Origin of the sequence: Phenylobacterium sp., from assembly GCF_046291545.1 — a bacterium.
In the GTDB taxonomy this organism is placed as follows: domain Bacteria; phylum Pseudomonadota; class Alphaproteobacteria; order Caulobacterales; family Caulobacteraceae; genus Phenylobacterium.
Genome location: NZ_JBKBSM010000004.1, coordinates 266,006 through 292,415 on the forward strand (window position 1 = coordinate 266,006; position 26,410 = coordinate 292,415).

A 26,410-nucleotide genomic window follows, 5' to 3' on the forward strand; every position below is an offset into this window, starting at 1 on the left:
GCCGGCCGGCCGGCCCGCTCAGCCCTCGCGGGTCGCGCCCACGCGCTGGGCGAGCGAGGCGCCCATGAACGCATCGAGATCGCCGTCCAGAACGCCCTGCGTGTCGGAGGTCTCCACGTTGGTGCGCAGGTCCTTCACCATCTGGTACGGCTGCAGCACGTAGGATCGGATCTGGTGGCCCCAGCCGATGTCGGTCTTCTGGTCTTCCAGCGCCTGCTGAGCGGCCTCGCGCTTCTGCAGTTCCAGCTCGTAGAGCCGCGCGCGCAGCATCTTCCAGGCCTCGTCGCGGTTCTGGTGCTGCGAGCGGCCGGCCTGGCAGGCGACCACCACGCCGGTGGGGATGTGCGTCAGGCGCACCGCCGAATCGGTCTTGTTGATGTGCTGGCCGCCCGCGCCGGAGGCGCGATAGGTGTCCGTGCGCACGTCCGCAGGGTTGATCTCGATCTCGATGGCGTCGTCCACCACCGGATAGACCCAGACCGAGGCGAAGCTCGTATGCCGCTTGGCCGCGGCGTCGAATGGCGAGATGCGCACCAGGCGATGCACGCCGGCTTCGGTCTTCAGCCAGCCGTAGGCGTTGGGCCCCTTCACCTGCAGGGTGACCGACTTGATCCCGGCCTGTTCCCCGGGCGTCTCTTCCAGGAACTCCACGCTCATGCCGTGCGCATTGGCCCAGCGCGTGTACATGCGCAGCAGCATGCCGGCCCAGTCGTTGGACTCGGTGCCGCCGGCGCCGGAGTTGATTTCGACGAACGCGTCGTTGCCGTCGGCTTCGCCGGACAGCAGGGCTTCGAGCTCGGCGCGGGCGGCGCGCTCCTTCAGCCCCTTGAGCTGCTCGCGAGCCTCGTCGAGCGAGGCCTCGTCGCCCTCTTCATCGGCAAGTTCGGCGTAGCCGAGGGCGTCGGCGAGGTCGCGCTCGAGCGACTGCACCGCCTCGACCTGGCTAGCCAGGCGCTGCCGCTCGCGCATGAGCGCCTGGGCGGCGGCGGCGTCGTCCCAAAGCGTCGGGTCCTCGACCCGCGCATTCAGTTCGTCTAGGCGGCGAAGGGCAGGTTCCCAGTCAAAGACGCCTCCTGAGCAGCGCGATCGACTGCTCGATGTCGGCCTTGGCGGCCTCGACATCCGGTCTCATGAATACTCCTCAGACTTCCTGGGCGACCCAGGGGGGCGCCAGATAGCGCGCCGCGCCGGTCAATACAATCCGCTCATCTCGTCGGTCTGCTTCTTGGGCTGGACCGCGGCCGCGCCGGACGGCGCTCCGGTGACCTGCCCGTCGGGCCAGACCTCGGTGTAGGGCTGCGGCCCGGCCGGCGCCAGGACGGGCGCCACCTCCCGCGGCTCGGTTCCCGGCCGGAAGGCCTCGCGGATGCCGCGGACCGTGGCGAACTTCGCGTTCTTCGGCGCCTTGAACTCGGTCTTCGGCAGGCCCTTGGTGGCTTCCTGCATGAAGTCGATGAAGATCGGGACCGCGGCGGTGGTTCCCGTCTCGCCCTCGCCGAGCTTCCGGTTGTCGTCGAAGCCGACGAAGATGCCGGCCACGATCTGCGGCGAGAAGCCGACGAACCAGGCGCTGCGGTACTCGTTGGTGGTGCCGGTCTTGCCGCCCACCGGCCGGCCCAGCACGCTGGCCGACGCCGCCGTGCCCCGCTGGACGACGCCCTGCAGCATCGAGGTGATCTGATAGGCGGTGATCGGATCCATCACCTGCTCGCCGCCCGGCGGGATCCGCGGGCTCTCCTCGCCCGAGAAGCCGGCGTCGCAGCGGGGGCAGTCGCGGCGGTCGGCGCGGAAGATCACCTCGCCTTCGCGGTCCTCGACCAGTTCGATGAGGTGCGGCTCGATGCGGCGTCCGCCGTTGACGAAGGAAGCGTAGGCGGCCGTCAGCCGGAAGGGAGTCGTCTCCCCCGCCCCCAGCGACATCGACAGGACCGGCGCCATGTCGTCGGTCACCCCGAGCTTGATCGCCATGTCGCGGATCTTGCGCATGCCCACCGCCCGCGCCAGGCGGACCGTCATGGTGTTGCGCGACAGCTCCAGCCCCCGGCGCAGCGTCAGCGCGCCATAGAACTTGCGATTGTAGTTCTCCGGCGTCCACACCTCGCCGGGCTTGGCCCCGGGCAGGGAGATCGGCGAGTCCATCACCACGCTGGCCGGCGTGTAGCCGTTCTCCAGCGCCGTGGCGTAGACGATCGGCTTGAAGGCGGAGCCGGGCTGACGCATCGCCTGGGTCGCGCGGTTGAAGCTGGACAGCGAGAAGGAATAGCCGCCCACCATCGCCAGCACCCGGCCCGAATGCGGCTCGATCGCCACCAGCGCCCCGTTGACGATCGGCACCTGGCGCAGGTTGTAGGCGCCCTTGCCGTCCGGCTCGACGAAGATCAGGTCGCCCACCGACAGGCCGCGGCCGGCGCGCGCCCAGGCCACGTCCGCGCTGACGATCGTGCCGGTCTCGCCGCTGTCGGCCAGTTGCACCCGCACCGGCCCCTGCGCCTCGGTGACCACCGCCGCGCGCCAGCCGCGCCGCTCGGACGGCGGCGAGTTCTGCTTGGCGACCTCTTCCCAGCCCGGGGCGATGTTCACCCGCCCCCAGGCGCCACGCCAGCCGTGGCGGCGGTCGTAGCGCTCCAGGCCGCGCATCAGCGCCACCCGCGCGGCCGTCTGCAGCCGCGGGTCCAGGGTGGTGCGCATGTAGTAGCCGCCCTCGTTCAGGCGCTGGCCCAGCGTCGCCAGGCCGCGGCGGCGGACTTCCTCGACGAAATAGTCGGCGTCTCGGTACTTGGCCCTGGTCGGCGCCTGCTGGACCTTCAGGTCCTCGCGCTTGGCCGCCTCGGCGTCGGCGCGGCTCACCCAGCCGATGTCGGCCATCTGGTCGAGCACCCAGTTGCGGCGGGCGATGGCGGCGGCCTTGCGGCGGATCGGGTGGTAGTTGTCCGGCCCCTTGGGAAGCGAGGCCAGGTAGGCGCTTTCGGCGAGGGTCAGGTCCGAGATCGACTTGCCGAAATAGTTGTAGGCCGCCGCCCCGACCCCATAGGAGCGGTACCCGAGCCAGATCTCGTTCAGGTACAGTTCCAGGATCTGCGGCTTGTCGAGCGTCTGCTCCAGCCGCTGGGCGAGAATGGCTTCCTTCAGCTTGCGCCCGATGGTCGCGTCGCTGGTCAGAAGGACGTTCTTGGCCACCTGCTGGGTGATGGTCGAACCGCCCTCCAGGCGCCGGCCCCGCGCCGCATTCATCACGTTCTTGATCATCGCCCGGCCAAGGCCCATCGGGTCGACGCCGCCGTGATGGAAGAAGTTGCGGTCCTCGGCCGCCATGAACGCCTGCACCAACTGCGGCGGCATGGCGTCATAGGGCACGTAGATGCGCCGCTCGCGGGAGAACTCGCCGATCAGGGTGCCGTCCCAGGCGTAGGCGCGGGTGGCGGTCGGCGGGCGATAGTCCACCAGGTCGCCCGCGTCCGGCATGTCGTGGAATAGCCAGGCGGCGTAGATGGCCACGGCGAATCCGGCCACGGCGATGGCGCTCAGCGCGGCCACGCCGAGGATCGCGACCCATCGTTCGGGGGGTTTCAAGACTGGCAAACCTCCGAGCGCGCCTTCGCCCTCAGGCGAGGTCTAGAGCGCGTCCCGCGAAAGTGGAAGCCGGTTTTGCGGCCTCAGGCGCCGCACATCGCCGCGAGGCCGGGAGCCCCGATCGGGATGCGCAGCGCGGGTCTGAAGCGCCGCCTCGCGGGCCGCCCAGGCTCAGCGGGCCGCCAGCCTCGTCTGATGGCTGAAGTAGTCGTCGATGGAATCGCCCACGGCGTCCATGAACTGGGCGCGCCGGGCCGGGTCGCGCAGCAGCGCCTCGTCGTCCTTGTTGTTGACGAAGCCCATCTCCAGCAGCACCGCGGGCACATCGGGGGCGAGCAGGACCACAAGACCGGCTTCCCGGTGGCTGCGGCGCAGCAGCTGCACCTCGTCGTCGATGCGCTCCAGCAGCGCCTCGGCGAACATCGCCGAGCGGTTCTTGGTGGCGCGCTGGGTCAGGTCCAGCAGGATGTCGCTCACCCCGCCGCCGGCGAGGCTAGCCTTCATGAACCAGTCGTCGCGATTGACGAACTGGGCGGAGCGGCCGGCGGCCTTCTCCGACAGCGTATAGACGCTGGCGCCGCGCAGGTCGGTCGTGGGGCCGGAATCGGCGTGCAGCGAGATGAACAGGTCCGCGTCGGCGCGGCGCGCGATCTGCACCCGGCTTTCCAGCGGCACATAGACGTCGCTGTCGCGCGTCATCACCACCTTGTAGCGGCCGCTTTTCTCGAGTCGGGCCTTGAGGGCCCGCGCCGCGGCTAGGTTGATGTCCTTTTCGTTGCTGGCCGCGCCCCGGGCGCCGGGGTCCTTGCCGCCGTGGCCCGCGTCGATGACGATCACGCGCTTCAGCGACAGCGGCGGCGCCTTGACCGGGGCCGAGGTCAGCCGAACCTGGCCGTCCTTGACCGGGGCCTTGGCGGCCACGTCGATCACGTAGCGGTAGTAGTCCACGCCGTCCGCCGGCGGCAGCAGGAAGCGGCGCTTGATCGAGGCCTCGGCCGACAGGTCGACGTTGAGCCGCGCGCCGCCCGGCGCGTCCTCCAGCGTCCAGCTTTTGACGAGCCCGTGGCCGGAGCCCTGCAGGCCGCCCTCCACGTCCACGCCGGCGAGCGACATGACGAGGCGCCGGTCGGCCCCGTCGGCCGCGACCTTGCCGCTGGCCGAGCGCTCCAGGTCGATGACGATGCGGGTTTCGTTGCGGTCACCGCCCAGGCGCACCTTCAGCACGCCAGCGTTCGCCACCGCCGCCTGCGACACCGCGACGGCCGCCAGGCACGACAAGGCGCCCGCCGCAACCACCGCCGCGCGCACGCTCCGTCGCCTGATAATGCCGCCCAGCCGCGCCAACATGCGCTTTGAGACCCGTGTTTCGAGTACAGTAACCTTGAACGAATATACGGCAGCGCCGGGTGCACAAACGGTTAAACCGCCCACGCGAACGAGAGCCGCTTTTCTTTTTCCGCCTTGTGTTGCAAAGTCGCGCCGCGCGAGAAGAGCCCCGCCTGCCGGGGTCGGTTCCGCGCGACATTCGCTCGCGCCGGGTTGGACCGATTTCGGTGACGGCGCATCATCATCCGATCCGCGCCCCCTGGCGCGCCTGGGAACACATCATGGGCCTCGCCGCTCAAGCCCCATTCCGGCTTTGGACCGCCCGCGCCGTCGCCTTCGACGGCGCGACCGGCGGAGCGGCGTGCGCCCCACACACAGAGCGGCAGCGCCTGGGCCACGTGTCCGTGGCGCGCCGCGGAGATCCGCTTAATGTCAAAGAAGATGCTAATCGACGCCGCACACGCCGAAGAGACGCGCGTGGTGGTGGTCGACGGGAACCGCGTTGAAGACTTCGATTTCGAGAGCCAGAGCCGAAAGCAACTCCGGGGCAACATCTACCTCGCGAAGGTCACCCGCGTAGAGCCGAGCCTGCAGGCGGCGTTCGTGGAGTACGGCGGCAACCGCCACGGATTCCTGGCCTTCAACGAAATCCATCCGGACTACTACCAGATCCCGGTCGCCGACCGCGAAGCGCTGCTGCGCGAGGAGGCCGAGGAGGATGACGAACCGCCGGTCGCCCGCGAGGTGGACGCCGACGACGAGGACGCTGTCTCCGACGACGAAGACGACGTCATGGAGGAGGAAGTCGCTCGGCGCCGCCGGCGGCTGATGCGGCGCTACAAGATCCAGGAGGTGATCCGCCGGCGGCAGATCATGCTGGTGCAGGTCGTCAAGGAAGAGCGCGGCAACAAGGGCGCGGCCCTGACCACCTACCTGTCGCTGGCCGGCCGCTACGGCGTGCTGATGCCCAACACGGCCCGGGGCGGCGGCATCAGCCGCAAAATCACCACGGCCACCGACCGCAAGCGCCTCAAGGGCGTGGTGCAGAGCCTGGACGTGCCCCAGGGCATGGGCCTGATTGTGCGCACGGCGGGCGCCAAGCGCACCAAGGCCGAGATCAAGCGCGACTACGAGTACCTCCTGCGCCTGTGGGAGAACATCCGCGAGACGACGCTGCACTCGATCGCGCCGGCGCTGATCTACGAGGAGGAAGACCTCGTCAAGCGCACCATCCGCGACCTCTACGACAAGGACATCGACGAGGTCTGGGTCGAGGGCGAGGCCGGCTTCAAGGAAGCCCGCGACTTCATGCGCATGCTGATGCCCTCGCAGGCCAAGAAGGTGATGCCCTACCGCGAGCCGGCGCCGCTGTTCGTGAAGCACAAGGTGGAAGACCACCTGGCGCAGATCTACACGCCGGTCGTGCCGCTCCGCTCGGGCGGCTATCTGGTGATCAACCAGACCGAGGCCCTGGTCGCCATCGACGTGAACTCCGGCCGCGCCACCCGCGAGCGGAACATCGAGGCCACCGCGCTGAAGACCAACCTGGAGGCGGCCGAGGAGGCCGCGCGCCAGCTTCGCCTGCGCGACCTCGCCGGCCTGATCGTCATCGACTTCATCGACATGGACGAGGCCAAGAACAACCGGGCCGTCGAGAAGAAGCTGAAGGACTGCCTGAAGGACGACCGCGCCCGGGTGCAGATGGGCAAGATCAGCGCCTTCGGGCTGATGGAGATCAGCCGCCAGCGCCGCCGCACCGGCGTCCTGGAAGGCACGACCCACGTCTGCGAGCACTGCGCCGGCACCGGCCGCGTGCGCTCGGTGGAATCCAGCGCCCTGGCCGCCCTGCGCGCCGTCGAGATCGAAGCCCTGAAGGGCGGCGGCGAGGCGACGCTGAAGGTCCCCCGCGCCGTGGGGCTCTACATCCTCAACGAAAAGCGCGGCCACCTGGCCCGAATCCACGAGAAGCTGGGCCTGTTCCTCACCGTCCAGATCGACGACGCCCTGCCCCACGCCGAGCACGAGATCGAACGGACGTCCAGCGAGACCCGCGCCGACCACGCCCAGATCGCCTACGCCTCCGGCGCGGTTCCCGCCTATGAGCCCATCGCCGAGGACTTCGAGGAGGTCGAGGACGAGGCGGAGGAACTCGAAGACGAGGAAGAGGACGAGGCCGTCGAGGAGGGCGCCGTCGCCGAGTCCGAGGACGAGAGCGAGGAACGCGGCGGCCGCGGCCGCCGTCGCCGCCGCCGCGGTCGCCGCGACGAGCCGCGCGAGGCCGAACCGCGCCCCGCCGCCGAAGCCCGCGAGAGCGACGAGGAGGGCGGCGCTGGCGGCCGCCGCCGCCGCCGCGGCCGCCGGGGCGGTCGGCGGATGCGCGACGAATCGCGGCCGCAGGACGTCTTCTCCTGGGTCCGCCCCTGGGTGCCCTACGGCGACAACCCGTTCATCTGGTACGACCCGGCCGAGGACATGCGCCTGCCCACGGCGCCGGCCGAACCGGCCGCGTCCGCTCCGGCGGCCGTGGCTGAGCCGGCCCCTGCGCCGGTAGTCGCCCCGTCCGTCGCCCACGGCGAGGAAGAGGACGTCTGGGTCGAACTGCCCGCCGTCGAGGACAAGCCGAAGAAGCCGCGCCGCACCCGCAGCCGTGGCCGCAAGGCCGACGCCGCCGCGGCGCCAGCCGGCGAACCGGCGGCCGAGGAGGCGGTCCCCGCCGAAGTGCAGGCCGAAGCCCCGCAAGCGGCGCCGGAGCCCGCCGCCGAGCCTGAAGCCGCGCCCGCCAAGCCGGCCCGCACGCGCAAGCGCAAGACCAAGGCCGAGCTAGCCGCCGAAACCGCCGCCGCAGAGGCTGCGGAGACTGCGGAAGCCGCCGAGCCGGCGGCGCCCTCGCCGGCCGAGCCTGAACCGGCTCCCGCCCCCGAGGCGGAGCCGGTCATGGTCGAAGCCGAGCCGGCGCCGCGCGAGCCGGATCCGGCCGAGATCACCTCGCCGCCGCCGGCGCCGCGGCGAGGCTGGTGGCGCAGGGGCTGAGGCGCTAGGGTATGCGGACTGGGCACGGGGGGCGCGTTCGGAGTTCTGGTATGACGTCCTTCGCCCGGTCCGCGTCCCGCAAGGCCCTGGCTGCGCTGCTCGCCCTCGGCGTGGCGGCGGCTCCGGTCGCCGCCAGCGCGCAGGAAGGCATGTCGCTGATCCGCGACACCGAGATCGAGGCGATCCTGCGCAAGGACTCCGAGCCGCTCTTCGCCGCTGCCGGCGTCGAATCCAAGAACATCGAGATCCTGCTGATCGGGTCCAAGGACCTGAACGCCTTCGCCGCCCCTGGTACGATGGGCGTCTACACCGGCCTGATCCTGGAGACGGAGAACCCGAACCAGCTTCAGGGCGTCATCGCCCACGAAGTCGGCCACCTCGCCGGGGGGCACAGCGCCCGCTCCGGCGAGATGGGCCGGGCGGGCATGGTGCCGTTCCTGCTGACCATGGGCCTTGGGGTGCTGGCCGCCGTGGCCGGCTCGGGCGAAGCCGCGGCGGGCCTGATGGGCAGCGCCAACTACTTCGGAACCATCGGCGCCCTCGGCTACAGCCGCGAGCAGGAATCCCGCGCCGACCAGGCGGGCGCCGCCAACCTGGAGCGCGCGGGCCTGTCGGGCCGCGGCCTCGTCGAGTTCTTCGACAACTTCCGCTATCAGGAGGTCTTCCAGGAGGCGCGGCGCTACGCCTATTTCCGCAGCCACCCGCTCTCCTCCGACCGGATCGAGGCGCTGCGGGCCAAGGTCGAGACCCTGCCCCACTACGACGCGGTCGATCCCCCCGAGGCGATCACGGAACACGAGATCATGAAGGCCAAGCTGGAGGGGTTCATCAATCCCCAGAAGGCGATGGTCGACTATGCCGAGACCGACACCTCCTACCCGGCCCGCTACGCCCGGGCGATCGCCTACTACCAGCTCAAGGAGCCGGAGAAGGCGCTGAAGAAGATCGACGAGCTCCTCGCCGAACAGCCGGAAAACCCCTACCTGTGGGAGCTCAAGGGCCAGATCCTGTTCGAGTACGGCCGCGCGGCCGAGGCCGAGGCGCCGCAGCGCAAGTCGGTCGAGCTGATGCCCGAGGCCCCGCTGCTTCGCATCAACCTGGGGCAGACCCTGATCGCCCTGGACGACAAGGCCAAGACCGAGGAAGGCGTCGCCGAGCTGCGCAAGGCCCTCACCCAGGAGGACGACAACGCGGTCGCCTGGCGCCTTCTGGCCACGGCCTACGACAAGCTCGGCGAGGACGGCCGCGCGCGGCTGGCCACCGCCGAGTACAACTTCGCCATCGGCGATTCCCGTCAGGCCCGCGTGTTCGCCATGCGCGCCCGCGAGTTGCTGGAGCGCGATTCGCCCGAGTGGCGGCGCGCCACCGACATCGTCCTGACCTCGGAGCCCTCCAAGGAGGACCTCCGCGATCTCGCCCGCGAGGGCTCCATCCGCCGCGGCTCCATCCGCTGAGCCGCGCTCAAGCCACAAGAGACATGCTTCCCAGCCTACGTCACATCGCGCTCGGCGCGACCGCCCTCCTCGCCTTGACCGGCTGCCAGAAGCTGGACGACGCCGCCTTCGGCCAGCGCGTGCGCGCCTATCTGCTTGAACACCCCGAGGTCATCCAGGAGGCGGTCGAGAAGCTGCAGGAGAAGCAGCAGGCGGAGGCCGCCAAGTCCGCCCAGGCCAACCTCGCCAAGTACCGCAAGCAGCTGGAGCAGGATCCCCGCGACTTCGTCGCCAATCCGGACGGCGGCGTCACGGTGGTGGAGTTCTTCGACTACCGCTGCGGCTACTGCAAGCTGGCCGCGCCGGAGGTCCTGCAACTGATCGAGGAGAACCCGGACGTCCGCTTCGTGTTCAAGGAGTTCCCGATCTTCGGCGGCGAATCGGACCTGGCCGCCCAGGTGATCCTCTCCCCCGCGGCCAAGCCCAAGACCAAGGAGATCTACGCCCGCTTCATGGCCGAGAAGGCCCTCGACGAGGCGGCCATCGACCGCATCCTGCGGGAGGTCGGCGTCGACCCGGCCGTGGCCAAGGCCGGCGGCAAGTCCGACGAGGTCCAGAAGCAGCTCCAGGACGTGCACGAACTCGCCGGGCAGCTTCACATCAACGGCACGCCAGCCTTCGTCGTCGGCGACACCATCGTCTCCGGGGCAGACATGGCCGCCCTGCGCCGCGCCATCGCCGAGGCCCGCTCCAAGACCATGAAGACCGGCTGAGCGGCGCAACTATTCGGCCGCAGTTCCGCCGCGTCAGGCTTTTCGAAACGGCCGGCTCGTGCCTAGGCTCTTGCGACAACACCGCAGGCGGCCGCGGCGGGAGGCGACATGGCCGAACGAGTTCTGGTGATCGGCGCCGGCATCGCCGGCCTGTGCGTGGCCCTGGCCCTGGCGCCCACGGGCCGCGAAGTGGTTCTGCTGGAACGCGATCCCGAGCCGCCGGACGGGAGCGCCGACACCGCCTTCGCCGAGTGGGAGCGCCGCGGCGTGGGGCACCTGCGCCACAGCCATGCGTTCCTGGCGCGGTTGCGCACCATCATTCGCGACGGCCACCCCGAGCTCCTGGCCGACCTGCGCGCCGCCGGCTGCCGAGAGCTCGGCCTGGACGGCATGCTCACCGAACTGCACAGACAGACCTACGCCCCCCGGCCCGAGGACGGCGACCTCGTCGTGCTGACCAGCCGGCGCACCACCCTGGAACTCGTCATCCGCCGGTATGTCGAACGGCTGCCGGGCGTGGAGATCCGGCCCGAGACCTTCGTGCGCCGGCTCCTGGTGGAGCGCCCAGACCTGGGCCCGCCGGTCGTCGCCGGCGTCTCCGTCGACACGGCCGAAGGGCCGCGCCACCTGCTGGCCGATCTGGTGGTCGACGCGGGCGGACGCACCTCCTCCGGGATCGAGCAACTCGTCGAAGAAGGCGTGCGTGTCCGCGAGGAGGCCGAGCCGTCGCGGATACTCTACTTCACCCGCCACTACCGGCTCCTGCCCGGCCAGGCCGAGCCGCCCCGCGGGTCGCCGCCCGCCAACGGCGACCTCGGTTTCCTGAAGTACGGCGTCTTCCCCGGCGACAACGGCCACTTCTCGATCACCCTGTGCCTGCCTGAGATCGAGATGGAGCTGCGCAAGGCGGTGGTGCGGCCCGAGACCTTCGATGCGATCTGCCGCCAGCTGCCCGGCCCTTCCCTGTGGGTCGACCCCGCGCGGGCGGAGGGAATCAGCCGGGTCTTCGGCATGGGGGACCTGCAGAGCCGCTGGCGCGACCTGGTGCACGAGGGCGAGCCCGCCGTGCTCGGCTATTTTCCCGTGGGCGACAGCCTTGTGCGCACCAACCCGCTCTACGGCCGCGGCTGTTCGTTCGCGGCGGTGACGGCCTACGGACTTCGCGACGCCCTTGAGGCCGCGGACAGCCCGGCCGAGCGCCTGCGCCTGTTTCACAGGAAGGTCCACGCCGAGCTTCGCCCCTACTACGTCTCGATGCGCGACCAGGACCGTTCGTCCATCCGCCGCGCCCGCCACACCCTCACGCCCGGCTACCGGCCCGATCTGCGCGCGCGCCTGATCAAGAGCTTCGTGGAGGACGGGATCAACATCGCCGTGCGCTCCGACCCCGAGGTCCTGCGCGAGGCGCTGCGCGGCTTCCACATGCTGGAGCCGCCCTCGGCCTGGCTCAGGCGGCCGAACAACCTCGTCAGGGTTCTGGGCTTCTGGGCGCGGGGCAAGCGGCGCAACGCGGCGGCCTATCCCCCCAGGCTGGGCCCGGACAGAGCGCCGCTGATGCAGGCTCTCGGCCTGTCGCCGCAGGCGGACATCGACCGCCTTCGCGCGGAAACCGCCTAGATCAGCCCCGCCAGCGGCGAGGACGGATCGGCGTACATCCGCTTGGGCATGCGGCCGGCGAGGAACGCCTCGCGCCCGGCGATCACCGCATGCTTCATCGCCCGCGCCATGCGTATCGGGTCCTTGGCCTCGGCGATGGCGGTGTTCATCAGCACCGCGTCGCAGCCGAGCTCCATGGCCACCGTCGCGTCCGAGGCCGTGCCGACGCCGGCGTCGACCAGCACCGGCACCTTGGCCTGTTCGATGATCAGCCCCAGGTTCAACAGGTTCTGGATGCCGCGGCCCGAGCCGATCGGCGCGCCCAGCGGCATGATCGCCGCCGCGCCCGCGTCCTCCAGCTTCTTGGCGTAGACCGGGTCGTCGGTGCAGTAGACCATCACCTGGAAGCCGTCGGCGATCAGCAGCTTCAGCGCCCGCAGCGTCTCCTCCATGTCGGGCAGCAGGTGCTTGGTGTTGGACAGGACCTCCAGCTTCACCAAGTCCCAGCCGCCGGCCTCCCGCGCCAGGCGCAGGGTGCGCACCGCCTCTTCTCCGGTGAAGCAGCCGGCCGTGTTCGGCAGGAAGGTGAAGCGGTCCGGCTTCACGTGGTCGACCAGCATCGGCTGGGTGGGATCCGACAGGTTCACCCGCCGCAGGGCCACGGTCACGATCTCCGCGCCCGCGGCCTCCGCCGCCGCTGCGTTCTGGGCGTAGTCCTTGTACTTGCCGGTGCCCACGATCAGCCGTGAGCGGAAGGTGCGGCCCGCGACGGACCAGGTGTCTTCGGCGTGGATCGCGCCATCCATGTCAGCCGCCTCCGATGAAATGAACGATCTCGATGCGGTCGCCCTCGGCGATCGCCGTCTCCGCATAGGCCGAACGCGGCACGATCTCCAGGTTGCGTTCCACCGCCACCTTGCGCGCGTCCAGCCCCAGCGTCTCCACCAGGGCGGCCACGTTCGAAAGCGCTGAAAAGCTGCGCTCCTCGCCGTTGATGGTCAGCTTCATGCCGGCCCTTCCTGTCCGCTCTTGGCCCGAGTGCTTGTGACCCCCGCCGCGGCCCGGTACAAGACCCCGGAATCGACCACGGGGCCGAATGTCGAAACCGATCTATGTGCTGAGCGGGCCGAACCTCAACCTCCTCGGCGTCCGCGAGCCTGAGATTTACGGAAAAGAGACCCTCGACGACGTCCGCAGGGCCTGCGAGCGGCGCGCGCAGTCCCTTGGGCGCACGGTCGTGTTCCGCCAGTCCAACCACGAGGGCCAGCTCATCGACTGGGTGCAGGAGGCGCGCGAGGCCGCCTGCGCCCTGGTGATCAACCCTGCCGGATACGGCCACACCTCCGTGGCCCTGTTGGACGCTCTGAAGACGCTCTCCATCCCGATCGTGGAGTGCCACCTGTCGAACCCGGCGGCGCGCGAAGAGTTCCGCCGTCACACCTATGTGTCGCTCGCGGCGACCGGCGTCGTGTCCGGCTTCGGCGTCGCAAGTTATGAACTGGCCGTCGAGGCCGCCGCGGGCCGCGCCCGCTAGGCCCCCGCGCTTAAACGAGGATTCTTCCATGGCGAGCACGCCCAAGGCCCCCGCCGACCCGATCGATGCGCGTCTGGTCCGCAAACTGGCCGACATCCTCACCGACACCGGCCTGTCCGAGATCGAGGTCGAGCGCGACGGCCTGAAGATCCGGGTCGCCAAGACCCTGGTCGCGGCCGCGGCCGCCCAGGCCCCGGTCTATGCGCCCGCTCCGGTCGCGGCGGTCGCGCCGGCGGCGGAGAGCGGCCATCCGGCCCCCGCGGCCGAGGCCCAGCGCAAGGGCGACGTTGTCAATTCGCCGATGGTCGGCACCGTCTACCTGCAGCCGCAGCCCGGCGCTCCGGCCTTCATCCAGGTCGGCGACACCGTCCAGGCGGGCCAGACCCTGATGATCGTCGAGGCCATGAAGACCATGAACCCGATCCCCGCGCCGCGGGCGGGCAAGGTGGTGGAGATCCTCGTCGGCGACGCCCAGCCCGTCGAATTCGGCGAAGCGCTCGTCGTCATCGAGTAGGACGATGTTCGACAAAATCCTCATCGCCAACCGCGGCGAGATCGCGCTTCGGGTCCATCGCGCGTGCAAGGAGATGGGCATCGCCACCGTCGCGGTGCACTCCGAGGCCGACGCCGGCGCCATGTGGGTCCGCCTGGCCGACGAAAGCGTCTGCATCGGCCCGGCCCCCGCCGCCAAGAGCTACCTGAACATCCCCTCGATCATCGCCGCGGCGGAGATCACCGGCGCCCAGGCCATCCATCCCGGCTACGGCTTCCTGTCCGAGAACGCCCGGTTCGCGGAGATCGTCGGCGCCCACGGCTTCACCTTCATCGGTCCGCGTCCCGAGCACATCCGCATGATGGGCGACAAGATCACCGCCAAGCAGGCGGTGAAGGAGGCCGGCATCCCCGTGGTCCCGGGCTCCGACGGCGCGGTGACCACCGAGGAGGAAGCCTTCGAAGCCGCTAAGTCCATCGGCTTTCCGGTCCTGATCAAGGCCGCCGCCGGCGGCGGCGGTCGCGGCATGAAGGTGGCCAAGACCGAGGAGGATCTCGCCGAGGCGGTCTCCACGGCCCGCGCTGAGGCGCGCGCCGCCTTCGGCGACGATGCGGTCTACATGGAGCGCTACCTGCAGACCCCGCGGCACATCGAGATCCAGGTGATCGCCGACGCCTTCGGCAACGTCTGCCATCTGGGCGAGCGCGACTGTTCGCTCCAGCGCCGCCACCAGAAGCTCCTCGAGGAAGCGCCCTCTCCTGCGATCGACTCCGTGGCCCGCGCCCGGATCGGCGAGATCGTCGTCGAGGCGGTGCGCCGCATCGGCTACCTCGGCGTCGGCACCATCGAGTTCCTGTACGAGAACGGCGAGTTCTTCTTCATCGAGATGAACACCCGTCTTCAGGTGGAGCATCCGGTCACCGAGGCCATCACCGGCATCGACCTGGTCCGCGAGCAGATCCGCATCGCCGCGGGCCTGCCGCTGTCGTTCGCCCAGAAGGACGTGGTCTTCGAGGGGCACGCGATCGAGTGCCGGATCAACGCCGAGAACCCGCGCACCTTCACCCCCTCGCCCGGACTCGTCACCGACTTCCACGCCCCCGGGGGCCTGGGCGTGCGGCTCGATAGCGCGCTCTACGCCGGCTATTCCATCCCGCCGTACTACGACAGCCTGGCCGGCAAGCTGATCGTCCACGGCCGCGATCGCGACGAGTGCATCGCCCGGCTCAACCGCTGCCTGGGCGAAATGGTGGTCGGCGGCATCGAGACGACGATCCCGCTGTTCCAGGACCTGCTGGTCAACCCGGACATCCTGGCCGGCCGCTATGACATCCACTGGCTGGAACGCTGGATGAAGGCCCAGGCGGCCGAAGGCGCGGCCTGAGCCGCCTTACTGGGCCAGGAACCATCGCCCGTTCTGCCGGGCCAGGCGGACAGGCTGGCAGTCGCCTGGCGGAAGGGTGACGATCTCGGTGCGCCCTTCCAGCTGGACGAGAACGATCCCCTCTCCGGCGAGACCTCCGGAGAGCGTCGGCCGGTAGCAGGCCGGCGAGACCGCCGGCGCCAGCGCCAGGGCCTCGTCCCGATCGAGCTGGAAGCTCGTGCGCGTCGGCACGCCCGACAGGACCTGCGGCGGCGGCGGCGGGTTGGCCGCCCACGCGAACGCCGTCACCCCGAGGATCACTCCGGGCATTTCGAGGAACAGGCGTCGGCGCAAGAGGTTGAAGCGGTCCAGCTTGTACTCGAACCCGACCTGCGGGCCGAGTGCGCGCAGGTCGGCGGCGAACGCCGTGTAGACTTCCAGCGCCCCAGGATCGCCGCGCTCGGCGGCCGTCCGAAGGTCGCGATGCCGATCCGTCACCTCGCGAAAGGTCGTCGCCCCGGCGGGCAGACGAGGCCGCAGACGCCCGGCGATCCGCTTGGGGGCCGCCTCGCCCCTGCGCTCGGCTTCGGCCAGCTGGGCGATCGTGATCGAGTCGGCCACCACCACCTGCAGCGCCAGCCACAAGAGGCGCCCCAGCAGCAGGTAGGCCGCCAGGGCGCCGCCGACGGCCACCCACAGGCGCCAACCGACCTCCAGCGCGCCGAATCCCGTCAGCGGGCTCCCGGCCAGCACGGCCACGGCCGTGGTCACCAGCCCGCCGATCAGCCACTTGGCGGTCTCCCGCAGGTTGGCGGTCGCGCCGCGGAACGCCTCGTCCTGGCCGTCGGGCGCGGCCTCGGTCATCTGGGCTCCGCCTCATCCTCGCCGGGCCGCGCCCATACGACCGCCGGCGCGGCCTGGCCCATGCGCGCATGCAGCCGGTCGGTCAGCAGCTCCACCGCCGCCGCGCTGGCGAAGGGCGCCAGGATCTGGCTCGCGGCGACTTGCCCGACCAGCCGCCACGGGAGCTTCAACGCCGCCTCGACCACGACCTCGACGTCCTCCAGGCCAAGGGTCCTGGCGGCCGTCAGATCCAGCACCTCGAGCGCCTGCATCTCGTGGTCGAACTCGCCGCCAGGGCCGGGCCACACCCCGGTCGGCGTCTCCGTGATCAGGTAGGTGATGATCGGCCGATGCGTCGGGTCCTCCGGCAGCTTCGCCGGGCTCGGAAGCGGCTCCCGGCCGGGGGACGTCTGGGTGTCCGGTTCTCGCTCGCGCTCCGGCGGCCTGGGCCTGGGCGGCGCCGGTCGCTCCGCAGCCGGCAGGCGAAGGTCGATGTCGATCCGGGTGTGATCGGCCTCGATCCAAACCACGCCGTGCGAGTCGGGATATGCCTGCCTGATGATCGACATCGCGCCCTCCCGTCCTCAACCCTGGCGCCGAAGCCCGGCCGACGCAACCGGGCGTAGATTCGGCGTGCGGCGTGCCCGCTCCGACGTTCCGCGGTAAAACGGCTCCATGCGTCCGTTCGGCACCCGCGAGCTGCTCGACTGCTACGCCCGCGGCGTCTTTCCCATGGCCGACGCCCGGGACGACGACCGGGTGTTCCTGATCGACCCGGAGCGGCGCGGCGTCCTGCCGCTCGATGCGTTCCACATCCCCCGGCGTCTCGCCCGCACGGTGCGGTCGGACCGCTTCGCCGTCCGTTGCGACACCGCCTTCGCCGACGTCGTCGCCGCCTGCGCCGCAGAGGCGCCCGGGCGCCTGGAGACCTGGATCAACCGGCCGATCGAGCGGCTCTACGGCGCGCTGTTCAACGAGGGCCACGCCCACAGCGTCGAATGCTGGCGCGAGGGCCAGCTCGTCGGCGGCCTCTACGGGGTGTCCCTGGACGGCGCCTTCTTCGGGGAGAGCATGTTTTCCCGAGAGCGGGATGCGAGCAAGGTGGCGCTGGTGCACCTGGTCGCCCGGCTCATCTCGACGGGCTTCACCCTCCTGGACGCCCAGTTCATGACCGAGCACCTCGCCCGCTTCGGCGCCCAGGAGATCGGTCGCGCCGAATACCATCGCAGGCTCGGCGCCGCCCTGGGCGCGCGGGCCGACTTCTCGGCCGCGCCGGCCTACGACGGCGCCGCCGCCCTGCAGGTGATCAGCCAGGCGTCGTAGACCGGGTGCTCCAGCGGGTTAAGGCCCGGCGAGGAGGCGTACATCCAGCCCCGAAAGGCCTGCCGCGCCGCCGGAGTGGGCTTGCCGGGCGCCGCCTTGGGCTGGCTCTCGATGGTCAGGTAGGCGATCGCGTCGGGCGTCGCCTCCTCTTCAGTCGAGCGCTCGCAGGCCCGGACCGTGAAGACCAGGCTCTTGTAGCGCACGGGCTTGCCCACGGCGGCCTCGAAGCGGACCGTCTCGGCGGTGATCTTGTCCAGCGCCTGCAGGACGGCGACGTCGTAGCGCGCGCGCTTGGCCGGCGGCTCCGGCTTTGGCGGAGGCTCGGGGGCGGCGGCCTTGGGCTCGGCCGCCGGGGGCGCTTCCGCCACGGCCGGCGGTATCTCCTCCTCCGGCGGGAGCACGACGGGCGGTGTCGGCGCCGGCTGGGCCGGAGCCGGGTCGGACGGCTGCGCACCGGGCGCCGGCGCGGCCGGCTGAGCGGCGGTCTGGGCGAGCGCGCCGCCGGCTGCGATAAGCGCCAGAACGGCCGCCGCCGCGCCGCGGAGCGGGGTTCTGCGATCGGCGAAGGGCGCGAGCCGTGCCATGCGGCCTATTCCGGCGTCCAGGCCTCGTAGTCGCCGGTGGCGCGCTGGCGCTCGCCGCCGCGGGTAAGCGAGCCCTTCGGCCGCCAGGCGTGAACCGTGCCGGTCAGGTTCGGCAGGTGGTCCTTCTCGTACGCCCGCCGCGGCAGCGGCTCGCGGGTCGGCGGTTCGTCGAAGGTGTAGCGCAGCCAGCCGTGCCAGTCGGCCGGCACCTTCGAGGCTTCGGCGTAGCCGTTGTAGATCACCCAGCGGCGCTTGCGTCCGTCGTAGCTGTCGCTCGCGTCGCGCGCCTCGTAGTACTTGTTCCCGTAGTCGTCGGAGCCGACGAGGACGCCGCGGCGGCCGATATGGAAACGCGCGCCGAACGCTGCGCCGTTCCACCAGGTGAAGATCGATTTCAGCACTTTGCGGTAAACCCCGACCAGCAGGAAACGGCGCGGACTATAGGCGCCGCCACCCATGCGGTCCAGCGGCCTCGGCGACGCATCCGTCGCCGGCGCTTTTCGCCCGTTTCCCAACAACTCTTGCGCGACGAAGGCCCGAATCCTTTAGGCTCCCTACGCGTTTATCTGGGGCGGTGCTGCGAGTCGGACGGTGAGAATCGAGCGTCGAATTCTCGAACGCGCAAACGATGCGCTGGAGGTGCTGGCGCCCTCTGCGTGGACGGACGCGCGGGTCGAGGCGTGGGTCGACTGGGGGGACGGCGCGGCCGACCTGCCCGAGGCGATGTTCCGTTTCGCCGAACAGCTCATCCAGGCCCCCGCCGCCCAGGGCCTGTTCGCCAATCCGCGGGAGCGCGCCGCCTTCCGGCGCGACCTCGGCGCGGCCATGCTCTCAGGCGCGATCGCCATCGGCCGTCCGGTCCCCGCAGGGCCGGCGCCGCAGGTGGTGTCGATGAACGAGCCGGGCTTTGCGCCGGCCCTGGCGCGCTTGCGGGCGCAGCGGCGCGGGCGGATCGCCGCCGAGGCCGCCGCCGCCGAGCTGGGCGCGCGCCTGCAGGCGGTGATGGACGCAGTCCTCCGCTGCGAGGGCGACCGCGACGCCTGCGCCGACATCCGCCGCAACGCCAGCCTGGCCCGCGCCGCCGAGGCCGCACGCGCCGCCGGGGCCCGCGACGTCATGATCCTGGAGGCGATCGCCCGCGCCAAGGCCGGCGACGCCGACGCCCGCACCGAAGCCCCTCCCTTCGACGCCGAACCCAACCTCATCGCCGTCTGCGCCCGCAACGCCTTCGGCGGCGAGCTCGGCCGCGCCGTGGCCCTGTCGGCGTGGGAGACGGGCGGGGTGAGCGCGGTGTTCTCGTCCCAGGACGCCCATCGGCTCGCCTCCGCCGGAGGGGCCGCCCGCGGCGCCATCGACCTGATGGCGTTCGGCGCCGGGGACGCCTTCGACGGGGCCGGGTTCGAGACCGCCGTCCGCCTCGTGGCCACCGCCCTGCGCGCGCAGGGCCGGCCGATCGCGGTGGCCCTGGGCGGACTTTCCGATTGGCTGGCGGCCCAGGGCCTCGCCTATGACGCCGAAGCTGCGCGCCTGGCCGCCCGGGGCCTGCACGCCCGCGCCGAAGCCGTCCTGCGCGGCCTGGGCGCTGAAGGCGGCCTTGCGGTGCTCGAGGACCCGGAACTCGAACTCATGCTCGGCGGCGCCGCCCTGTCGGCCGAGCCCTGGCGCGGCCCGGTCGTCCAGGCCGAGACCGAGGACGGCCGCATCGTGCGGGTGCTGTCGGAAAGCTCGCTCCAGGCCTTCGCCCATCTGGGCGTCGATACGGCCGCCGCCAGGGCCTATCTGCTGGGCGCCGGCGACCTCTCCCAGGCCCCGGGCGTCAATCACCGCGAGCTCCTGGCCCGCGGCTTCACCGAGCACGAGATCTCCGCCGTCGAGGCCGCCCTGCCCTTCGCCGCGCGGCTGTCCGACGCCTTCGCCCCCGACGTGATCGGCGAGGGCTTCCTGCGCGACGTGCTGGGCCTCGGCGAGGACGACCTTCACGCGCCGGGCTTCGACGTCCTGGCCGCCGCCGGCTTCGAGCCGGGCGCCGTCGCCGCCGCCGAGGCCCACCTCGTCGGCCGCTCCAGCCTGGCCGATGCGCCGTTCCTGACCCCCGAGCAGCGGCGGATCCTGCAGACCGGCGACGACCTCGGCCCCGGCCCCTACCTCGCCATGCTGGCGACCCTGCAGCCCACCCTCGCCTGGCCGGCCAGCGCCGACTTCACCCTGCCGTGGGACGCCGCCCCCGACGAGGCGCTGCAACTCCTCGCCGACGCGGCGGAGGCCGGTGTCGGCGCCGTGCGCGTCCGCCGCGGCTCGCCGCCGGCCGACCTGGCCCTCGACCTGCCCCGCGCCCCTGAAGCGCCCGCCCGCCCGCTGCGCGAACCGCCCCCCGCCGCGGCGCCTGCTGCGGCCGAGCGGATCGTGGAGCGGATCGTCGAGCGCGAGCGCACGCGCCGAAAGCTGCCCGATCGCCGCAAGGGCTACATCCAGAAGGCCGCCGTCGGCGGCCACAAGGTCTATCTGCACACCGGCGAGTACGACGACGGCGAGCTCGGCGAGATCTTCATCGACATGCACAAGGAAGGCGCCGCCTTCCGCTCGCTGATGAACAACTTCGCCATCGCGATCTCCATCGGCCTGCAGTACGGGGTCCCGCTGGACGAGTTCGTCGACGCCTTCGTGTTCACCCGCTTCGAGCCGGCGGGTCCGGTGACGGGCAACGACTCGGTCAAGTCGGCCACCTCGATCCTGGACTACATCTTCCGCGAGCTCGGCGTGTCCTATCTCGGCCGCGACGATCTCGCCAACGGCGACCCAGCCCAGCTGAACGCCGACGGCCTGGGCCGCGGCAAGGCCGACGACGGCGACGATACAGAAGAGCTGCAGCCGGCCTCGCGGTTCATCTCCCGCGGCTTTTCCCGCGGCGCGGCGCCGGACAACCTCGTCATGCTGGCCCCCGTCGCGCGGCGCGGCAATGGGCCCTCCCCGCGCGAAGCGGCGGACGTCTGCGCCGAGTGCGGCGACGTGGCCGTCGTGCGCAAGGGCGTGAGCCTGATCTGCGAGACCTGCGGCGCGCGGGCGGACCGGCGCGACGGCGGCGATGCGACCGGCTGACCGGGCGTCTGGCCCCAAGCTTGCAGGCGAAGGACAGCTATGGATGCGCTCCGGGAGACGTTCGCCGTGATGAAGCCCTTCGCCCTCGCCTGCCTCGTGGCCGCGCTCGCCGCCGCAGCGCCCGCCGCCGCCCAGAACGCGGGACAGATCGCCCGGGCCCGCCAGGGCGCGAGCTGCCCCAAGTGCAATCTCTTCCAGGCCGACTTCGCCGGCCTGAACGTGGCCGGCCGCAACTTCTCCGGCGCCCGGCTCCGCCAGGCCGACATGTCCGCGGCGGTGATGAACCGCACCAGCTTCGCCGGCGCCGACCTGCGCGACGTCAACGCCTTCGGCGCGGTGTTCTCCAGCTCCAACTTCTCCGGCGCGGACCTCACCCACGCCACCTTCGTCGGGGCCTATCTGCAGGGCTCCAACTTCCGCGGCGCCGTCCTCGAGGGGACCAACTTCGGCGGCGCCGAGATGGATCGGGCCACGGGCCTGACCCAGGCCCAGCTCAATCGCGCCTGCGGAGACGACAGCACCCGCCTCCCGCCTGGGTTGCGCATTCCCCGCTGCTAAGCTGCTGACAATTACCGCGAATTAAGTGGCGTGCGCGGACCTCAACGCGCAAACCGGGTTCACATGCTTTCAGCTTGCGGCTCCTGATGACCCGATTGACCCGACTGGCTCTCTCCCTCGCCGCCCTCGCCCTGGCCGCGCCCGGCGCCGCCAGGGCCATGGTCGGCGGCGACAAGGAGATCGCGCGGATGGTCTCGTTCGGCGGTTCCTGTGCGAAATGCGAGCTTTCCGGGCGCAAGCTCACCGGCGCGCACTTCATGGGCGCCGACTTCCAGGGCGCTTCCCTGGTCGGCGCCGATCTGCGGGACGCCCGCTTCTTCGGCTCCAACTTCAGCGGCGCGGACATGTCCCGCGCCGACCTCAGCGACAGCCAGATCATGGGCGCCGACTTCTCCGGCGCCCGGCTCGAGAACGCCAAGCTGCGTTCGGTTGAGGCCAAGGGCGCCGATTTCGGCTCCGCCCGCATGGACGGGATCGACGCCTCAGACCTGGACGGCCCCGGCTCCAACTTCGAACGCGCCGAAATCCGCAAGGGCGACTTCAGCGACGCCAACCTGACCGCGGTGAACCTCGGGCGGGCCGACGTGCGGGGCGCGCGCTTCCGCGACGCCGACTTCCAGGGCGCGAACCTCGGCCGCGCCGACGCCCGCGGCGCCGACTTCTCGGACGCCAACCTGCAGGGGGCGAACCTGTCGCACGGGCGGTTCGACGGGGCCCGGTTCCGTGACGCCTCCTTCGCCTCCGCCTCGCTCACCGGCGCCAGCTTCAAGGGGGCCGACTTCAAGGACGCCGACCTGAGGCGGGCCTCCCTGGCGGGGGTCGACCTGTCGGGCGTGCGGGGGCTCAGCCAGGACCAGATCGACCAGGCTTGCCTCGACAAGGGCACTCGCCTTCCCGCCGGCCTCGTCAACCGTGGATGCGTCGGTCCGCGCAGCCGTGGCCGCATCCCCGCGCCGCCCGCGCCGCCTGCGCCGCCCGCCGCCCCCCGTTACCTGGTCGCGGTGGACTAGAGGCGCGCGCCGGCAAGGCGCGCGGCCCCCCTAGACCTTCACCTGCGGCGCAAGCCGGATGTGCAGCTCCTTGAGCTGCTTCTCCGCCACCTCGGACGGGGCGTTCATCATCAGGTCCTGGCCCTGCTGGTTCAGCGGGAAGGCGATCACCTCGCGGATCGCCGTCTCGCCCGCCAGCAGCATGACGATCCGGTCGATGCCGGGCGCAAGACCCCCGTGCGGCGGGGCGCCATGGCGGAACGCGTTCAGCATGCCGCCGAACTGGTCCTCCACCACGTTCGCGCCGTAGCCGGCGATCTCGAAGGCCTTGAGCATCACCTCCGGCAGGTGGTTCCGGATCGCGCCCGAGCACAGCTCATAGCCGTTGCAGACGATGTCGTACTGGAAGGCGCGGATGCTCAGCGGGTCCTGGGTGTTCAGGGCTTCGAGCCCGCCTTGCGGCATCGAGAAGGGGTTGTGCGAGAAATCGACGCGCTTCTCGTCCTCGTTCCACTCGAACATCGGGAAGTCGACGATCCAGCAGAAGCGGAACTGGTCCTCGTCCACCAGCCCAAGATCGGTGGCGACCTTGGTGCGCGCAGCGCCGGCGAACTTGACGAACGCCTTGGGATCGCCGGCCACGAAGAAGGCCGCGTCGCCCTTGCCCATGCCGAGCTCGGCCATCAGCGCTTCGGTCGGCTCCGGCCCGAGGTTCTTGGCGATCGGCCCGCCCCAGCCGCCCTGGTCCTCGCTCCAGAAGATGTAGCCGAGGCCAGGCTGGCCCTCGCCCTGGGCCCAGGAGTTCATGCGGTCGCAGAAGGCGCGGCTGCCGCCCTTGGGGGCCGGCACGCCCCAGACGGCGTTCTTCTCGTCCTGCAGGATGCGCGCGAAGAGGCCGAAGCCGCCGCCGCGGAACCGCTCGGAGACGTCCTGCATGACGATCGGGTTGCGCAGGTCCGGCTTGTCCGTCCCGTAGCGCTGCATCGACTGCAGATAGGTGAGCCGCTCGAAGCCCTTGTGCTCGATGGTCCGGCCGAAGTCGTCGACGTAGCTCATCGGCTGGTCGATCGGCGACACGCGCTTGCCCTGGCCGAACTCGGTGAAGACGCCGTGCATCACCGGCTCGATGGCGGCGAATACGTCCTCCTGGGTGACGAAGCTCATCTCCACGTCGAGCTGGTAGAACTCCAGCGAACGGTCGGCGCGCAAGTCCTCGTCCCGGAAGCACGGGGCGATCTGGAAATAGCGGTCGAAGCCGGCCACCATCAGCAGCTGCTTGAACTGCTGCGGCGCCTGCGGCAGCGCATAGAACTTGCCGGGGTGCAGGCGCGAGGGGACCAGGAAGTCCCGCGCGCCCTCGGGCGAGGACGCCGTCAGGATCGGCGTCTGGAACTCGATGAATCCCTGGGCGATCATCCGCCGCCGGATCGAGGCGATGACGTTCGAGCGCAGCACGATATTGCGGTGAAGGGTCTCGCGGCGCAGGTCCAGGAACCGGTTCTTCAGCCGGATTTCCTCGGGGTATTCCGGCTCGCCGAACACCGGCAGGGGCAGCTCGGCGGCTTCGGACAGCACCTCGACGGCGCGCACCCGCACCTCGACCTCGCCGGTGGGCAGGTTGGGGTTCACGGTCTCGGGCGAGCGCGCCACCACCTCGCCGTCCACGCGGATCACGCTTTCGGCGCGCAGGCGCTCGATCACGTTGAAGCCCGGAGTCTCCGGGTCGATCACCAGCTGGGTCAGGCCGTAGTGGTCGCGCAGGTCGATGAAGACCAACCCGCCATGGTCGCGCTTGCGGTGGATCCAGCCGGAAACGCGGACGGTCGAGCCCGTGTCGGCGGCGCGGAGCGCGCCGCAGGTGTGGGTGCGGTAGGCGTGCATGGGCGTTCGCGAAACTTCAGGAAAATTGAGGCGCGGAAGGGCGCATGTAGCCTGACTCTTGTCAAGGCGCGGGGGGCGCCCCGGGCGGGATCGAGGCAAGTCGATAGGCGTCCATCACCCCCTCGACCTCCTGGAAGCTCACCTCGTCGCTGAGGGCTGGGGTCCACATCTTGAAGCCGTTCGTCGAAAGTAACGGATTTGCGGGCCGGCCGAACGTCAGGGCGCCGTAGCGCGGGCCCTGACCGGTCAGCCTCAGTTCGCCGCCGAGCGGCTGCGTCAGGAGCCGCTCGTTCCTGAGCCGTCGCAATAGCAGGGCCCTCTGGTTGCTCAAGCCGTAGACGGTCTTCTTGCGCGCCCACGCGTCAACGGCGAAGCGGCCGACGATCAAGTAGAGGCCAAGGGCGACGAACGGCAGGCCGAACAGCGGAAAGATCAGGACGAGCGGCGTCGCAGACGCCGCAGGCGCAAGCCTCAGGACCGTGGCTTCCCAGAAGAAACCGTGGCTTCCCAGAAGAACATGAACCCGCCCCAAATGATGCTGAGCGGGATAAGCCAGGCGTCGATCGGGCGCAGAATCCACCCGCCCCGCGGCCGCCCGGTCCAGACGATCCGCTCCCCGCTCTGCAGGTAGGGCTGGAAGGCGGCCGCGATCAGCGGGTCGATCATGATCATGCCTCGCCTACTTTTTCGGATCGACCAGGGCCTGGTAGACTAGGGTGCGGGTCAGTTCGCTCAGGTCGTCGCCGCCCGTCCCGCCGAAGCGCTGGATCATGCCCACGAACACGACGTCGTTCGTCGGGTCGGCCCAGAACCAGGTGCCGGCCGCCCCGCCCCAGCTCAGGGTTCCCTTGCCCACCAGGGTTCCGGCCTTGCGGGGGTCGTTCACGACCGCGAAATCCAGGCCGAAGCCCACAGCCTCGTTGAAGCCGGCGGCGTTGGAGCCGTTGAAGGTCACCAGCGCCTTCTCCGGAATGGCGTTGGTCCCCATCAGCTCCACGGAGGCCGGCGAAAGGATCCGCACGCCGTCCAGCTCGCCGCCGTTGACGATCATCTGCGCGAAGCGGGCGTAGTCGCTGGTAGTGGACAACAGCCCGCCGCCGCCGGATTCCAGGGGCTGGGGCTTGGTGTAGTCCGGCAGCTCGAAATCGAAGATCGCCTTGGCTTCCTCGATCTGGCCAGTGTCCTTGTTTCCGGCGTAGACGGCGGCCAGCCGGCCCGCCTTGTCCTGCGGCACGACGAAGCCGGTGTCGTTCATCTTCAGCGGCTTGAAGATCCGCTCGTCCATGAACTGGCCAAGCGGCATGCCGGAGAGCTTTTCGACGATGTAGCCCTGCAGGTCGACGGCGACGCTGTAGTACCAGGTCTCGCCCGGCTGGAACATCAGGGGGATGCCCGCCACCTTGCGCACCATCTCGTCCAGGCCGTTGGAGGACAAGACGTTCTGCTCGCGGAACATGACGTCCACCGGATGCTTGTCCGACAGGCCGTAGCCGAAGCCGGCCGTGTGGCTCATCAGCTCGCGCATGGTCGGCGCACGTTCGACCGGAACCAGCGTCTGCTTGCCGTCCGCGTCGATCTTCATGACCTTGAGGTCCTTGAACTCCGGGATGTAGCGCGTCACCGGATCGTCAAGGCGCCACTTGCCTTCCTCGAACAGGATCATCATCGCCACGCCGGTGATCGGCTTGGACATCGAATAGATGCGGAAGATCTCGTCCTTGGGCATCGGCTGGCCGGTGGCCTGGCTCGCCTTGCCGTAGGTATTGAAGGAAACCACCTGGCCGTGGCGGGCCAAGAGGGTGGTCATGCCGGCCACCCGGCCGTCGTCCACCACCTTCTGCATCGCCGCATCCAGCCGCTTCAGCCGCTCGGACGAAAAGCCGACGCTTTCGGGGCTCGCCGCCTGGGCCAGGGCCGCCGGTTCGCGCGCCAGGACGGCGGCGGGCGGACACAGGGCCGTGGTCGCGGCCAGGGCGGCGGCGACCAGCCGCGCACGCAGGAACTTCATGTGGACAGAC

Annotated in this window: 24 protein-coding genes; 11 read left to right on the forward strand and 13 right to left on the reverse strand. The window is 70.6% G+C overall.

Going from position 1 to position 26,410, the window contains the following annotated elements; all coding sequences use genetic code 11:
- Nucleotides 1–18: 18 nt before the first annotated feature.
- The 3 genes from prfB to ACK4YQ_RS12435 all read right to left on the reverse strand — a co-directional run bounded on the left by prfB (nt 19) and on the right by ACK4YQ_RS12435 (nt 4,917).
- A protein-coding gene (gene prfB / locus ACK4YQ_RS12425) for a peptide chain release factor 2 (RefSeq protein WP_409611722.1) occupies nt 19–1,132 on the reverse strand; the annotation gives its coding sequence in 2 pieces (ribosomal slippage) (nt 19–1,062 and nt 1,064–1,132; 1,113 coding nt in all).
- Between the two features lie 59 nt (nt 1,133–1,191).
- The gene (locus tag ACK4YQ_RS12430; protein WP_409611723.1) at nt 1,192–3,570 is read right to left on the reverse strand and encodes a penicillin-binding protein 1A; all 2,379 of its coding nucleotides are present in this window, start codon (nt 3,568–3,570) and stop codon (nt 1,192–1,194) included.
- Nucleotides 3,571–3,741: 171 nt separating this feature from the next.
- Nucleotides 3,742–4,917: an N-acetylmuramoyl-L-alanine amidase gene (locus ACK4YQ_RS12435; protein ID WP_409611724.1), complete on the reverse strand. Its 1,176-nt coding sequence runs from the start codon at nt 4,915–4,917 to the stop codon at nt 3,742–3,744.
- 408 nt (nt 4,918–5,325) lie between these two features.
- Here ACK4YQ_RS12435 and ACK4YQ_RS12440 point away from each other — a divergent pair, with 408 nt between their 5' ends.
- From ACK4YQ_RS12440 to ACK4YQ_RS12455, 4 genes are all read left to right on the forward strand, one after another.
- On the forward strand, nt 5,326–7,926 hold the full coding sequence (locus ACK4YQ_RS12440) for a ribonuclease E/G (RefSeq protein WP_409611725.1): 2,601 nt from the start codon (nt 5,326–5,328) through the stop codon (nt 7,924–7,926).
- Between the two features lie 50 nt (nt 7,927–7,976).
- On the forward strand, nt 7,977–9,380 hold the full coding sequence (locus tag ACK4YQ_RS12445) for a M48 family metalloprotease (protein WP_409611726.1): 1,404 nt from the start codon (nt 7,977–7,979) through the stop codon (nt 9,378–9,380).
- Between the two features lie 23 nt (nt 9,381–9,403).
- A complete protein-coding gene (locus ACK4YQ_RS12450; RefSeq protein ID WP_409611727.1) occupies nt 9,404–10,132 on the forward strand; it encodes a DsbA family protein in 729 nt (242 codons plus the stop codon).
- A gap of 108 nt (nt 10,133–10,240) precedes the next feature.
- Nucleotides 10,241–11,749, forward strand: a complete 1,509-nt coding sequence (locus ACK4YQ_RS12455; protein ID WP_409611728.1) for an FAD-dependent oxidoreductase — start codon at nt 10,241–10,243, stop codon at nt 11,747–11,749.
- Here the strand turns inward: ACK4YQ_RS12455 and ACK4YQ_RS12460 are convergent.
- Nucleotides 11,746–12,534, reverse strand: a complete 789-nt coding sequence (locus ACK4YQ_RS12460) for a thiazole synthase (RefSeq protein WP_409611729.1) — start codon at nt 12,532–12,534, stop codon at nt 11,746–11,748. The genes ACK4YQ_RS12455 and ACK4YQ_RS12460 overlap by 4 nt on opposite strands.
- A gap of 1 nt (nt 12,535) precedes the next feature.
- Nucleotides 12,536–12,736 carry a sulfur carrier protein ThiS gene (gene thiS / locus ACK4YQ_RS12465; RefSeq protein WP_409611730.1) on the reverse strand — a complete coding sequence of 67 codons (201 nt, stop codon included), beginning with the start codon at nt 12,734–12,736 and terminating at the stop codon, nt 12,536–12,538.
- 88 nt (nt 12,737–12,824) lie between these two features.
- Between thiS and aroQ the strand changes: the two genes are divergently transcribed.
- Genes aroQ through accC form a run of 3 tightly spaced genes read left to right on the forward strand, consistent with a single transcriptional unit; the run spans nt 12,825 to nt 15,139 of the window.
- Entirely contained in the window at nt 12,825–13,262 is a 438-nt protein-coding gene (gene aroQ / locus ACK4YQ_RS12470) for a type II 3-dehydroquinate dehydratase (RefSeq protein ID WP_409611731.1), read from the forward strand.
- A gap of 28 nt (nt 13,263–13,290) precedes the next feature.
- Nucleotides 13,291–13,776, forward strand: coding sequence for an acetyl-CoA carboxylase biotin carboxyl carrier protein (gene accB, locus ACK4YQ_RS12475; RefSeq protein WP_409611732.1), 486 nt, complete (start codon nt 13,291–13,293; stop codon nt 13,774–13,776).
- Nucleotides 13,777–13,780: 4 nt separating this feature from the next.
- On the forward strand, nt 13,781–15,139 hold the full coding sequence (accC, locus tag ACK4YQ_RS12480; RefSeq protein WP_409611733.1) for an acetyl-CoA carboxylase biotin carboxylase subunit: 1,359 nt from the start codon (nt 13,781–13,783) through the stop codon (nt 15,137–15,139).
- Between the two features lie 6 nt (nt 15,140–15,145).
- Here accC and ACK4YQ_RS12485 read toward each other — a convergent pair whose 3' ends face one another.
- Together ACK4YQ_RS12485 and ACK4YQ_RS12490 are read right to left on the reverse strand one after the other, a co-directional pair.
- Entirely contained in the window at nt 15,146–15,982 is an 837-nt protein-coding gene (locus ACK4YQ_RS12485) for a hypothetical protein (RefSeq protein ID WP_409611734.1), read from the reverse strand.
- Nucleotides 15,979–16,530 carry a hypothetical protein gene (locus tag ACK4YQ_RS12490; protein WP_409611735.1) on the reverse strand — a complete coding sequence of 184 codons (552 nt, stop codon included), beginning with the start codon at nt 16,528–16,530 and terminating at the stop codon, nt 15,979–15,981. The genes ACK4YQ_RS12485 and ACK4YQ_RS12490 overlap by 4 nt, the downstream gene beginning before the upstream one ends.
- 106 nt (nt 16,531–16,636) lie before the next feature.
- Here ACK4YQ_RS12490 and aat point away from each other — a divergent pair, with 106 nt between their 5' ends.
- A complete protein-coding gene (gene aat, locus ACK4YQ_RS12495; RefSeq protein WP_409611736.1) occupies nt 16,637–17,284 on the forward strand; it encodes a leucyl/phenylalanyl-tRNA--protein transferase in 648 nt (215 codons plus the stop codon).
- Here aat and ACK4YQ_RS12500 read toward each other — a convergent pair.
- Both ACK4YQ_RS12500 and ACK4YQ_RS12505 read right to left on the reverse strand, forming a co-directional pair.
- Nucleotides 17,239–17,868 (reverse strand): DUF2155 domain-containing protein, encoded by a 630-nt coding sequence (locus ACK4YQ_RS12500; RefSeq protein ID WP_409611737.1) that lies wholly within the window; start codon nt 17,866–17,868, stop codon nt 17,239–17,241. The genes aat and ACK4YQ_RS12500 overlap by 46 nt on opposite strands.
- Before the next feature lie 5 nt (nt 17,869–17,873).
- Nucleotides 17,874–18,269, reverse strand: coding sequence for an NADH:ubiquinone oxidoreductase subunit NDUFA12 (locus tag ACK4YQ_RS12505; protein WP_409611757.1), 396 nt, complete (start codon nt 18,267–18,269; stop codon nt 17,874–17,876).
- 190 nt (nt 18,270–18,459) lie between these two features.
- Between ACK4YQ_RS12505 and ACK4YQ_RS12510 the strand changes: the two genes are divergently transcribed.
- The 3 genes from ACK4YQ_RS12510 (at nt 18,460) to ACK4YQ_RS12520 (ending at nt 22,532) form a co-directional block, all read left to right on the forward strand.
- The gene (locus ACK4YQ_RS12510) at nt 18,460–20,964 is read left to right on the forward strand and encodes a ribonucleotide reductase (RefSeq protein WP_409611738.1); all 2,505 of its coding nucleotides are present in this window, start codon (nt 18,460–18,462) and stop codon (nt 20,962–20,964) included.
- 69 nt (nt 20,965–21,033) lie between these two features.
- Nucleotides 21,034–21,522, forward strand: coding sequence for a pentapeptide repeat-containing protein (locus ACK4YQ_RS12515; protein WP_409611758.1), 489 nt, complete (start codon nt 21,034–21,036; stop codon nt 21,520–21,522).
- Nucleotides 21,523–21,608: 86 nt separating this feature from the next.
- On the forward strand, nt 21,609–22,532 hold the full coding sequence (locus ACK4YQ_RS12520) for a pentapeptide repeat-containing protein (RefSeq protein ID WP_409611739.1): 924 nt from the start codon (nt 21,609–21,611) through the stop codon (nt 22,530–22,532).
- Nucleotides 22,533–22,562: 30 nt separating this feature from the next.
- Here ACK4YQ_RS12520 and aspS read toward each other — a convergent pair whose 3' ends face one another.
- From aspS to ACK4YQ_RS12540, 4 genes are all read right to left on the reverse strand, one after another.
- Nucleotides 22,563–24,392 (reverse strand): aspartate--tRNA ligase, encoded by a 1,830-nt coding sequence (gene aspS, locus ACK4YQ_RS12525; protein WP_409611740.1) that lies wholly within the window; start codon nt 24,390–24,392, stop codon nt 22,563–22,565.
- Nucleotides 24,393–24,453: 61 nt separating this feature from the next.
- Nucleotides 24,454–24,723, reverse strand: a complete 270-nt coding sequence (locus ACK4YQ_RS12530) for a hypothetical protein (RefSeq protein ID WP_409611741.1) — start codon at nt 24,721–24,723, stop codon at nt 24,454–24,456.
- A 140-nt stretch (nt 24,724–24,863) separates the two neighbouring features.
- A complete protein-coding gene (locus ACK4YQ_RS12535) occupies nt 24,864–25,064 on the reverse strand; it encodes a hypothetical protein (protein WP_409611742.1) in 201 nt (66 codons plus the stop codon).
- Nucleotides 25,065–25,071: 7 nt separating this feature from the next.
- On the reverse strand, nt 25,072–26,400 hold the full coding sequence (locus ACK4YQ_RS12540; protein ID WP_409611743.1) for a serine hydrolase domain-containing protein: 1,329 nt from the start codon (nt 26,398–26,400) through the stop codon (nt 25,072–25,074).
- Nucleotides 26,401–26,410: the final 10 nt, after the last annotated feature.